The following is a 10,325-nucleotide window of genomic DNA, read 5'->3' on the forward strand; positions in this document are numbered from 1 at the left end:
GTGCGGGCGCCCCGGTCGGGCCCTGTGGTGGTGCCGGTGGTCATGACCATCTGCCGCACCCCGTCGAGCCGTACGGCGGCCTCGGCGACCTCGGCGAGCTGCGCCGGGGTCTTCGCGGCCACGGTGGCGCCGGCGCGCAGGGACTCCTCGATGGTGCAGAAGCGGCAGCGGTCCGCTTCGGCGTAGCGGATGCAGGTCTGGACGACGGTGGTGGCGAGGACGTCGGTGCCGTGCAGGCGGGCGATGTGCTCGTAGGGGATGCCGTCGGCGGTGGTCAGGTCGTAGAACCTGGGGCGCCGGACGGGGGTGAGGGTGAGGCCGGTGTCTTTGAAATGTCCGGTCGTCTCGCCGAGCCACACCTTGCCGTCGCGCACCCGGTAGGGGCTGTCGGGGTTGCGGGGCAGCGCGGCACCGGCACCGTCGACGACGACGTGTCCGTCGTCGCTGGGTCCCGCGCCGTCGGGCCGCCGCACGGGGGCGTCCAACGCGACGCCGTGCAGGGCGAGTTCGGCGCGGGTCATGATCCGTACATCCACCGTCGTTCCGGTGCCGGTGCTCATCGCGGTCTCCCTACAGCTGGTAGGTGGAGTTGATGATCGCGCCCTTGCGGGCGTAGTGGATCAGCGCGTCCTGGACGTCGAGGGGGTGGGTGGGGATGACGCCCTCGATGAGGTCCTCCTCGCGGGCGCCGTGCAGGGAGAGGCCGAAGCGGCAGCAGTACACCTTGCCGCCCTCGGCGATGAACGTCTTGAGCTGGTTGTTGATGTTGTGCTCGCCGGGGAACGCGGAGGTCCCGACGGTCGGGAAGCCGCGTGTGGCAAGGCAGTTGAGGGAGCCGGGGCCGTAGAAGTAGATGGCGGTCTCGAACCCCTTGCGCAGGGCGCGGGTCGCCTGGAGGACGGCGACGAAGGACACGGACGACTCGTGTGCGATGCCGTGGACGAGGGTGAAGTAGGTCTCGCCGTCCTCCGCCTGGTAGTCGGGGAAGACTTTGGTGGAGCCGTAGATGCTGGTGCCTTCGGCGAGGGAGGGGTGGGGGATCTCGTCGAGGGACTTCTGCTCGACGTCGGTGAGTTGGGCGGTGGTTTCGGACATGGCTGTCTCCTTGAAAGGGGGTTGGTGTCGGGGTCGGGGATGTCAGTCGTAGAGGGCGGCGAACGTGTCGTGGAAGACGCGGCGGGCCAGTTCGCCGCCGCCGGTCGCGGCGGTCATGCGGGCGTGCTCGCCGGTGAAGTCGCCCCACGGCTGGTCGCTGGCGAAGAGCACGCGGTCGTGGCCGATCCCGCGCCGCTCGATCTCCTGGGCGAGCCAGTACGGCAGGAAGCCGATGGCCCAGGACAGGTCGGTGTAGACGCGTTTCCCGGCGGTGATCCAGTCGAAGAACCGGGAGCCGGCGAGCTTGATGTGCCCGCTCATGCCGCCGCCGAAGTGCACGAGGTGGACGGCGACTTGATCGGCGTACCAGTCGACGAGGCGGCCGACTTCGTCGATGTCGGAGGCGGCGCCGGGCGAGGTGTGGACGTGGACGACGAGGTCGTGCCGGGCGGCGGTGGCGAAGATCCGGTCCAGGTGTGGGCGGCAGGCGGGGTCGGTGGGCCGGCCGCCGAGCAGGAAGCTCAGCTTGAGCGCCTTCACGCCGGGTTCTTGCGCGAGCGACAGGGCCCGGGTGGTGCGGTGTTCGTCCTCGGGGCGGGGTGAGACCCACAGGCCGGCGCGGATCCGGTCGTCGAACTGGGCGGCCTCGACGACGAGTTCGTTGAAGGAGAAGGCGATGGCGGGGTCGGGGACACCGTAGTTGGGGATGACGAGGGCGCGTTCGGTGCCTTCGGCGTCGAGGTCGGCGACGAGTTGGGCGATGGTGGCGCGGGCGGTGGTGTCGGGGTGGACGGGCGGTCCTGCGTAGAAGGGGAAGGCGGGCAGGACACCGAGGTGGCGGTGGGCGTCACAGACCATGGCCGTCAGCCGATCGGGAGGGCGGGGGCGAGGGTGCTGGGGGCGCCGGTGAGAGTGCCGCAGACGTCGGCGAGGCGGCGGGAGGCGTCGATGTGGCCGGCGAGGAACTCGGCGTCCCGGCCCACCGCCTCGAAGCGGCCCGACCCCCAGGTGTGCTGCCAGGGCAGGCCGAGGAAGTACAGTCCGGGGACGCTGCCGACGCCCCGCCGGTGCATGGGGTAGCCGCGCCCGTCGAAGGCCGGGATCTCGATCCAGCGGTGGTCGCGGGTGAAGCCGGTGGCCCAGACGACGGAGGTGACGCCGGCCTCGGCGAGGTCGAGGGTGCGGGTCGGGTCGTCGGGTTCCCAGACGGGCTTGTAGCGGGCCTCTTCGGGCGCCGCGATGCCGTGGGCCTCGATGTGCGTGTCGATCGCGTCCTTGATGCCTTCGGCGACGGCGTCGGCGTGGTCCAGGTTGGCCTTGAGGTCGTCGGCGAACTCCAGCCGCCCGTCGGTGACTTCGGTGAGCCGGCCGTACAACTGCATGCCGTCGCGGGCGAAGGCACGCAGGTCGATGTCCCGCCCTCCGTCGCGTCCGGTGACGTAGTGGTTGACGCGTAATCGGACCGCGTCCGCGTCGTCGAAGCCGTCGATGCTCTTGGTGTAGTGGCCCATGGCGTCCAGCCAGGCCACGCAGTCCCGGCCGCGGTAGGAGCGGGCCACTCGGGGCGCGCTGCCGACCGCGAGGTGTACCCGGCGGCCCGCGAGGTGGAGGTCCTCGGCGATCTGGCAGCCGGACTGCCCGGTGCCGACCACCAGGACGGCGCCGTCGGGGAGCCCGCGGGGGTTGCGGTAGCCGGAGGAGTGGAGCTGTTCGACGGCCGAGGGCAGCCGCTCGGCCTGCCGGGGGATCCTCGGGGTGTGGTAGGGGCCGGTGGCGACGACGACCTGGTCGGCGGTGAACCGCCCCGCTGTGGTCGTGACGTCGAAGGAGCCGCCCGGCGACCGGCGCAGCCGGGTCACCGACACGCCCTCCACCAGGGGTGGCCGGAAGGCGGCGACGTACTCCTCCAGGTAGCGGACGACGTCGTCGCGGACCATGAAGCCGTCGGGGTCGGTGCCGGTGTAGGGGTGACCGGGCAGCCGGCACTGCCAGTTGGGGGTCACCAGGCAGAAGGAGTCCCAGCGGTGTTCGCGCCACTCGTGGCCGACCCGGTGGGCCTCGATCACGACGTGGTCGACGCCCCGTTCGGTGAGGCAGTGGCTGACCGAAAGCCCTGCCTGGCCGCCGCCTATCACGGCGACCGCGTAACGGGTTCCGGATAATTTCTCTAAATGCGTTTCGGGCATGACATCCTCCATGCCTGGCAGCTGTGAACTCCACTTCAGCCAGCATTGGTTACCAAACGGATTCATCCGGAACAAAGTGAGGTTACGTCACCCTCACATCGAATCCGGAATTCCGCAACGAATTTGCCGCCGAGGCAAATGGCTTGTTCATTCAACGTGTGCGTTCAAAAGGAGACCCCCACGTGAGAAAGCCTCTCGTCGCCGCGCTCTTCGCCCTGGTCGCCACCGGGGCGGCCACGGCTCCCGCAGGTGCGGCGCCCGGCGCCGTCAGCTTCGCCGGGACCGTCGCGCTCAGCAACTGCTCCGGCTCGCTCGTCCGCTTCCCGCACTCCGCGGACGACGACCCGGCACTGGTGCTCTCCAACGGGCATTGCAGCAGCCTGTTCGCCCCCGGGGTGGTCGTCACCGACCGGCCGAACAGCCGTACGTTCAGCCTGCTCGACGCGGCGGGCGCCCAGGTCGCGACGTTGCAGGCGGAGAAGCTCGCGTACGCGACGATGACCGACACGGACGTGGCGATCTACCAGCTCACCACCACGTACGCGGCGATCAGGAGCGGCTACGGGGTGTCCGCGCTGACCGTGCGGGACACGCGCCCGGCCGCCGGGACCGCCGTCACTCTGGCGTCCAGCACCTGGAAGAAGCTCGTCGAGTGCGGCATCGACGGGTTCGTGTACCGCCTCAAGGAGGGCGAGTGGACCTGGAAGGACGCGGTCCGCTACACCTCGGCCTGCCAGACCGTCGGCGGCACCTCCGGCTCGCCGGTCGTCGACCGGGCCACCGGTGAGATCGTCGCCGTCCACAACACCGCGAACGAGAACGGCGGCTCCTGCACCCGGGACAACCCCTGCGAGGTCGACGAGCGGGGCGGCGTCACCGTCCGCAGGAAGACCGGCTACGCGCAGCAGACCTACCTGATCCCGGCCTGCTTCACCACGGGCAACCGGCTGGACCTGACCGCCCCCGGCTGCACGCTGCCCAGGCCGTAACGCGTGCTGCGGGGTGGAGCCGGTACGGTCCCGGCTCCACCCCGTGCGGGGGAAGTACCGCTAGAACTGTGCGAAGAACCTCCAGATCTCCGCCTTGGTCCAGGTGTTGACGCCGCTCTGGCCCGAGGAGCCGTCCACGGGATCGGGGACGTGGTCCCCGTCGAACGCGGCCCACTGGACCGGGTATCCGGCGCGGCAGCCGGAGTAGGCGGTGGTGATGTGGGTGCGGCTGCCCCGGGCGGGTTCGCGCGGGTTCTGCGCGGTGCAGCCGTTGTTGCGGACGAACCGGTCGCGCAGGGAGCGGCCCAGCGAGATGTTGAGGACGGAGTCGCTGACGCCGTGGAGGCCGAAGTAGGCGACGGGCTGGGTGCCGCCGGAGCAGCCGCTGATCTCGGCGCCGGAGATGACCGCGACGGCCCGGAAGGCGTTCGCCCGGCCGCAGGCCAGCGAGTAGCTCATGCCACCGCCCCAGCTCCACCCGGTGGCGAAGCGCTGGGCCGGGTTCACGCAGAGGCCGCCCTCGACGCGCCGGATCATGTCGTCGACGAAGGTGCTGTCCTCACCGTTCGTGTTGGCCCAGCCGTTGCCGAGGCCCTGCGGGGCGACGAGGATCGCGGAGTTGTTCGACAGTTGCTGCTGGCCGTAGTAGGACCAGGAGCTCCCGCTGCCGCCGCCCGAGGCGACGTCGTTCGCGGTGCCGCCCCGCCAGTGGAAGGCGAAGATCAGCCGGTAGCGGCGGTTCTGGTCGTAGTTCGCCGGCACCCGGAGGATGAAGCTGCGGTTCTTGCCACTGCTCTGGATGGTGTACGTGCCGCTCGTGAGGCCGGGCGCGCTGCCGCATCCGGCGGCGATGGAAGCCCCCTGTACGTCCATCGCCTCGGCGTTCGTGCCGGCGGTCGCCGCGGTGAGGAGCCCGGCGGTGAGGGCCGCCGTGGCGAGGGCGGCGATCCTGGTGCGCCAGCTTCGCCGTGCCGTCATGACCGGCTCCAGCGCTGGCTGCCCGAGCAGTTGCTGAGCTGGAGCTGCGTGCCGTTGGCGGTGCCGCCCCCGACGGTGTCGAGGCAGAGGCCCGACTGGACGCCGGTGATGGTGCCGTCGGAGTTGACGCGCCACTGCTGGTTGGTGCCGCCGTGGCAGCCGTAGATCTGGATCCTCGCGCCGGTGCCGCTGCCCCCGGCGTCCAGGCACTTGTTGCCGTAGACCTGGAGTTCACCGGAGGCGGTGGAGGTCCACTGCTGGTTGGTGCCGCCGTGGCAGTCGTAGAGCTGGACCTGCGTGCCGTCGTTTGTGCTGCTGTTGGGGACGTCCACGCAGCGGCCCGACGTGGTGCCCTTGATCGGTTTGGCGTCCGTGGGGGGGGTGGTGGTGCCGCCGTTGAGGGCGTTCAGGACGGAGGTGTAGGCGGGTTTCTTGGCGCCGCTGCCGGTGAACAGCAGCGGTGTCTGCTCCGCTCGCCACGAGTCGGTGTCGCGCACGCCCCAGACGGTCATGCCGAGGCAGCGCGGGGTGGCCAGGCAGTCGTTGGTGACGTTGGCGTAGGTCTGGGCCGAGGCGCCCTGGATGTCGAGTTCGGTGATGGCGACGTCGACGCCGAGGGCGGCGAAACTCTGGAGCGTGGTGCGGAAGTTGCTGTTGTAGGCGCTCTCGTTGTTGAAGTGGGCCTGGAACCCGACGCAGTCGATCGGCACACCGCGCTGCTTGAAGTCCTTGACCATGTTGTACACGCCCTGGGTCTTGGCCCAGGTCCAGTTGTCCGTGTTGTAGTCGTTGTAGCAGAGCTTGGCGGCGGGGTCGGCGGCGCGCGCGGTGCGGAAGGCGACCTCGATCCAGTCGTTGCCGGTGCGCTGGAGGTTGGAGTCGCGCCGGCCTCCTGAATTGCCGTCGGCGTAGGCCTCGTTGACGACGTCCCACTGGGCGATCTTGCCCTTGTAGTGGGCCATGACGCCGTTGATGTGGTCGATCATCGCCTGGCGCAGGGTGCCGCCGCTGAGGCCCTGCATCCAGCCGGGCTGCTGGGAGTGCCAGGCCAGGGTGTGGCCGCGGACCTGTTTGCCGTTCTGCACGGCCCAGTTGTAGACGCGGTCGCCGGCGGAGAAGTCGAACCGGCCGCGCTGCGGCTCGGTGGCGTCGATCTTCATCTCGTTCTCGGGCGTCACCATGTTGAACTCGCGGTTCGCGATCGTGGTGTACGCCGAGTCGCCGAGGCGGCCCGAGGCGATGGCGGTGCCGAAGTAGCGGCCGCTCTGCTTGGCCGCGGCGCCGAGTGTGGACTCGGCGGCCTGCACGGACGGGGCGGCCTTGGCGGGGGCGGCCTGCGCGGGGATCGCGGCCAAGGCGGGGACCACGCCGAGGACGCCGACGGCCACGGCCAGCAGCGGGCCGCGGAGCTTTCGTCGGGTCACGGGTTCGGGGCGGGCGTTCGGGCCCATGGCTGTGCCTCCAAGCGGCTCGTCCGGGGTCCGTCACACGACGTCGCACACCTCTGGGGGTGCACGGAGCGTCAGGGTGCGCAGGTGCGGACCTCACCGGAAACGGGGTGGGGGTGGGGCTTCGGTACGCGGCTCTGCTGTGCGGCACGAGGTGCTCGGGGGCCGACGCCGTCCGGTATCCCGAACCGGAGTCGGCCACTCAGAGAAGGATGATTGAAGGCTTGACGGTGAGTCGTCAACAGTCACGACGAAGAAACTTTCAGTTCACCCTTCGAAACTTTCGAATTCCATGGCTGTCCCGACACCCGGGAAACCCCCAGGGCGAGCAGGTGCGGACCGTCCGGCGCACCGACCCGACGCCTCCGCGGCGGAGAAATTTTTGTGTACAGATCAGCGCGAGACCTTGACCGAACGGTTCGTCATTCCTAGCTTGTGGCGTCAAGGTTCGGGAAAGTCTTCGAATGTTTCGATCACTCCCCGCTCTCAGCACGGTCGTTCCGCGATTCACCGGCGTCACCTCCCCCACACCCAAGGAGGCCCACTGATGCGGTTCCGCCACCCGTCCCCGCTCCGCCCCAGGCGCTTGTCCGCCGTCCTGGCGCCCTTACTGCTCGTGACGTCCGCCGTCCTCGGCACCCAGATCGCCGGCGCGGCGCCCAGAGCCCCCGAGGCGCGCGGCGCCGCCGCGTGCGACCTCCCGTCGTCCTACCGCTGGTCGTCGACGGGCGCCCTGGCGCAGCCCAAGTCGGGCTGGGTCTCGCTCAAGGACTTCACGGTCGCCCCGTACAACGGCAAGCAGCTCGTCTACGCGACGACGCACGACACCGGGACGCGTTGGGGTTCGATGAACTTCAACCTGTTCGGCAACTGGTCGGAGATGGCCTCGGCCGGCCAGAACGGGATGTCGAACGCCACCGTCGCGCCCTCGCTGTTCTACTTCGCGCCGAAGAACATCTGGGTGCTGACCTACCAGTGGGGCGGGCCGGCGTTCTCCTACCGGACATCGACCAACCCCACCAACCCGAACGGCTGGTCGGCTCCGCAGACGCTGTTCTCCGGAAGCATCTCCGGCTCCGGCACAGGTCCCATCGACCAGACGATCATCGGCGACAGCCAGAACATGTACCTGTTCTTCGCGGGTGACAACGGCAAGATCTACCGGGCGAGCATGCCGATCGGGAACTTCCCGGGGAGCTTCGGATCGTCGTACACGACGATCATGAGCGATTCCCAGAACAACCTCTTCGAGGCCCCGCAGGTCTACAAGCTGAAGGACCAGAACCGCTACCTCATGATGGTCGAGGCGATCGGTTCGCAGGGCCGCTACTTCCGCTCGTTCACGGCCACCAGCCTGAACGGCTCGTGGACACCCCAGGCCGCCAGCGAGAGCAACCCCTTCGCCGGCAAGGCCAACAGCGGGGCGACCTGGACCAACGACATCAGTCACGGCGAGCTGATCCGCACCAACGCGGACCAGACGATGACCGTCGATCCCTGCAACCTGCAACTGCTGTACCAGGGCCGCAGCCCCAACTCGGGCGGCGACTACGGCCTCCTGCCCTACCGTCCGGGTCTGCTGACCCGGCGCTGAGACGCCGTGGCGGGCCCGGTGGACGACCGGGCCCGCCACGTGCTCAGGTGCGCTCCGCCTTCGCGCGGATCGTGTCGATCACCGCCTGGACGGCCGTCGCGAAGTTCCGCGGGTCGTCCAGGCCGACGAACTCCGGCGCGATCCGGGCGATGTTGGGGTACGTGTCGGCCGGCAGTGTGCGGTAGTCCGTCTCCCAGGAGCGCAGGTCGGCGGCGCGCAGTTCCGGGGAGAGCACGGCCAGGCTCGCGTCCATGGCGCTGTAGGCCAGCACCAGATCGGCGAACACCCGGTAGTAGCGGGCGGCTTCGGCGCCGTCGAGGCCGGCCCGGCGCATGCAGTCGAGCTTGCGCTCCACCGACCGGAACTCGTTCTCGCGCCGGGCGGTACGGGCGGCGGCCAGCGCCCCCACCCGGGGATGGCGCAGGAACGCCGCGTGGGTGTGGACCGCGATCTGCATGAGGTCGTGGGCCCAGTCGTCCGTGGGCGGCGGGGTGGCGGCCAGGGCCTCCTCGTGCAGGGCGTCAATAAGGGCGAGGAGCAACTCGTCCTTGTTGCGGAAGTGCCGGTAGATCGCCGTCGGATGGGCCGACAGTTCACGGCCGAGGGCCTGGAACGTCAGCTTCTCCATGCCGGAGGAGTCCGCGACGCGGAACGCCGCCCGGACGATCAGTTTCTGGCTCAGGGTGCCTCGCGGCAGCCTGCTGCCGCTCGCCTTCCTGGTCGCTCCGGCGCTGCTGTCGGTCATGTCCTCTTTCCCCACGTCGGTCGCTTCCATGATCGCCTGTCGGGCCATGGTGTCAGCCCGCGACCGCCGAACCGTCCGCACGCGGGTCGGTGGCCGCCGCCAGCCTCGGCCGTCCCTCCCCCACGGTCCGCCGGACCAACTGGCCGTGCCCCACCCCGTCGTCGTGCGCACCGATCGACCGAGCCGTGAAGCCCGCCTCCTCGATCGCCCGGACGCCGGCGGCGGGGACGTCCCGCTCGGTGCTGACGACGCCCGCGCCGGTCGTCACGCCCGCCTCCATGGCGCCGAGGACCCAGCGTGGCACCGACACGGCGTGTTCGGGGGTGGAACCGGCGGCGAGGTGCAGCGCCATGTGGGTGTGCACCTGGGGCTGTGCGCGTCCGCCCATCGCACCGTGCGCGCCGACGAGTCGGCCCCGCTCGCGGACCAGGACCGGCATGAGCGTGTGCAGCGGCCGTTTCCCGCCGGCCAGCATGTTCGGCGAGGCGGGGTCGAGTGAGAAGGAGGCACCCCGGTTGTGCAGGACGATCCCGGTGGCGGGGTCGAGCAGGGCGGCGCCGAAGCCGTGGAAGACGCTCTGGATCAGGGAGACCCAGGTGCCGTCGGCGTCGGCCACCACCACCGCGACGGTGTCACCGGTCGCCTTGCGCTGCGCGAGCAGGCCGACGGCCGTGCCCGCCAGGGCGTGTTCGGCGATCTGCCGCGTGTACGCGTCGGACAGCAGGTGCTCGACGGGGGCCTCGCTCCACTGCGGGTCGGCGCAGTGGCGGTCGCGGTCCCCGGCACTCCAGGCGAGCACCGAGGCGACCAGACCGGCGTCGCGGCCCAGCGGGTCGAGCGGTCCCCGGACGGCGCGGGCGGCGTCGAGCGCCTTGAGGCCCTGGAGGAAGTACAGGCCCTGCGAGTTGGCGCCGGCCGACAGGTACTCGACGCCGTCGTACTGTGCGCAGAGCGCGGGTGAGAGGTCCACGGTGTGCGCGGCGAAATCCTCGTCCGTCATCGCGGAGCCCTGCGCGGCGAGCAGCTTGACCAGGCTGGCGCCCACTTCGCCGCCGTACATCGCGGACGGTCCTTCGGCGCCGAGCAGGGCCAGGGAGCGGGCGAGGTGGGGCTGGCGCAGGGTCTGGCCGGCGGTGAGGACGTCGCCGTCGGCGAAGAACACGCCCCGCATGCCGGGGTCGCGTGCCAAGTGGGCGCTCTCGCGGGCGAGATCGTGGGCGAGTCCGGGGGCCACGGGCACCCCCTCGCGGGCGGCGGCCTCGGCGGGCGCGAGGGCGGAGGCGAGGGGGC

The 10,325-nt window shown here is 70.4% G+C and carries 8 protein-coding genes and 2 pseudogenes; 2 read left to right on the forward strand and 8 right to left on the reverse strand.

The window, feature by feature from the left end:
* From ACVNF4_RS26215 to ACVNF4_RS26230, 4 genes and pseudogenes are all read right to left on the reverse strand, one after another.
* Positions 1 to 560 (reverse strand): annotated as a pseudogene (locus ACVNF4_RS26215) (MSMEG_0568 family radical SAM protein); the annotation flags it as partial.
* Between the two features lie 10 nt (positions 561 to 570).
* The gene (locus tag ACVNF4_RS26220) at positions 571 to 1,095 is read right to left on the reverse strand and encodes an MSMEG_0572/Sll0783 family nitrogen starvation response protein (RefSeq protein WP_461805335.1); all 525 of its coding nucleotides are present in this window, start codon (positions 1,093 to 1,095) and stop codon (positions 571 to 573) included.
* 42 nt (positions 1,096 to 1,137) lie between these two features.
* Positions 1,138 to 1,953, reverse strand: a complete 816-nt coding sequence (locus ACVNF4_RS26225) for an amidohydrolase family protein (protein ID WP_461805336.1) — start codon at positions 1,951 to 1,953, stop codon at positions 1,138 to 1,140.
* 5 nt (positions 1,954 to 1,958) lie between these two features.
* Positions 1,959 to 3,281 (reverse strand): MSMEG_0569 family flavin-dependent oxidoreductase, encoded by a 1,323-nt coding sequence (locus tag ACVNF4_RS26230; protein ID WP_461805337.1) that lies wholly within the window; start codon positions 3,279 to 3,281, stop codon positions 1,959 to 1,961.
* Between the two features lie 182 nt (positions 3,282 to 3,463).
* Here ACVNF4_RS26230 and ACVNF4_RS26235 point away from each other — a divergent pair, with 182 nt between their 5' ends.
* Positions 3,464 to 4,270: a S1 family peptidase gene (locus tag ACVNF4_RS26235; RefSeq protein WP_461805338.1), complete on the forward strand. Its 807-nt coding sequence runs from the start codon at positions 3,464 to 3,466 to the stop codon at positions 4,268 to 4,270.
* 60 nt (positions 4,271 to 4,330) lie between these two features.
* Here the strand turns inward: ACVNF4_RS26235 and ACVNF4_RS26240 are convergent, their stop codons facing one another.
* Together ACVNF4_RS26240 and ACVNF4_RS26245 are read right to left on the reverse strand one after the other, a co-directional pair.
* Positions 4,331 to 5,248 carry a CE1 family esterase gene (locus ACVNF4_RS26240; protein ID WP_461805339.1) on the reverse strand — a complete coding sequence of 306 codons (918 nt, stop codon included), beginning with the start codon at positions 5,246 to 5,248 and terminating at the stop codon, positions 4,331 to 4,333.
* Complete coding sequence (locus ACVNF4_RS26245; protein ID WP_461805340.1) at positions 5,245 to 6,699, reverse strand: endo-1,4-beta-xylanase; 1,455 nt, start codon at positions 6,697 to 6,699, stop codon at positions 5,245 to 5,247. Before ACVNF4_RS26245 ends, ACVNF4_RS26240 begins: the two co-directional genes overlap by 4 nt.
* A gap of 688 nt (positions 6,700 to 7,387) precedes the next feature.
* Between ACVNF4_RS26245 and ACVNF4_RS26250 the strand changes: the two are divergent.
* A pseudogene (locus ACVNF4_RS26250) lies at positions 7,388 to 8,290 on the forward strand (non-reducing end alpha-L-arabinofuranosidase family hydrolase); the annotation flags it as partial.
* Between the two features lie 43 nt (positions 8,291 to 8,333).
* On the opposite strand, the gene ACVNF4_RS26255 reads toward ACVNF4_RS26250, so the two are convergent.
* Together ACVNF4_RS26255 and ACVNF4_RS26260 are read right to left on the reverse strand one after the other, a co-directional pair.
* Positions 8,334 to 9,035, reverse strand: a complete 702-nt coding sequence (locus ACVNF4_RS26255) for a TetR/AcrR family transcriptional regulator (protein ID WP_461805341.1) — start codon at positions 9,033 to 9,035, stop codon at positions 8,334 to 8,336.
* A gap of 52 nt (positions 9,036 to 9,087) precedes the next feature.
* A partial coding sequence (locus ACVNF4_RS26260) for a gamma-glutamyltransferase (protein WP_461805342.1) occupies positions 9,088 to 10,325 on the reverse strand: 1,238 nt, incomplete at its 5' end.

Source organism: Streptomyces sp. S6 (assembly GCF_054880855.1).

Coding starts and splice junctions, on each gene's coding strand:
- ACVNF4_RS26220 (WP_461805335.1), bottom strand. CDS start 1,095: ATGTCCGAAACCACCGCCCAACTCACCGACGTCGAGCAGAAGTCCCTC.
- ACVNF4_RS26225 (WP_461805336.1), bottom strand. CDS start 1,953: ATGGTCTGTGACGCCCACCGCCACCTCGGTGTCCTGCCCGCCTTCCCC.
- ACVNF4_RS26230 (WP_461805337.1), bottom strand. CDS start 3,281: ATGCCCGAAACGCATTTAGAGAAATTATCCGGAACCCGTTACGCGGTC.
- ACVNF4_RS26240 (WP_461805339.1), bottom strand. CDS start 5,248: ATGACGGCACGGCGAAGCTGGCGCACCAGGATCGCCGCCCTCGCCACG.
- ACVNF4_RS26245 (WP_461805340.1), bottom strand. CDS start 6,699: ATGGGCCCGAACGCCCGCCCCGAACCCGTGACCCGACGAAAGCTCCGC.
- ACVNF4_RS26255 (WP_461805341.1), bottom strand. CDS start 9,035: ATGACCGACAGCAGCGCCGGAGCGACCAGGAAGGCGAGCGGCAGCAGG.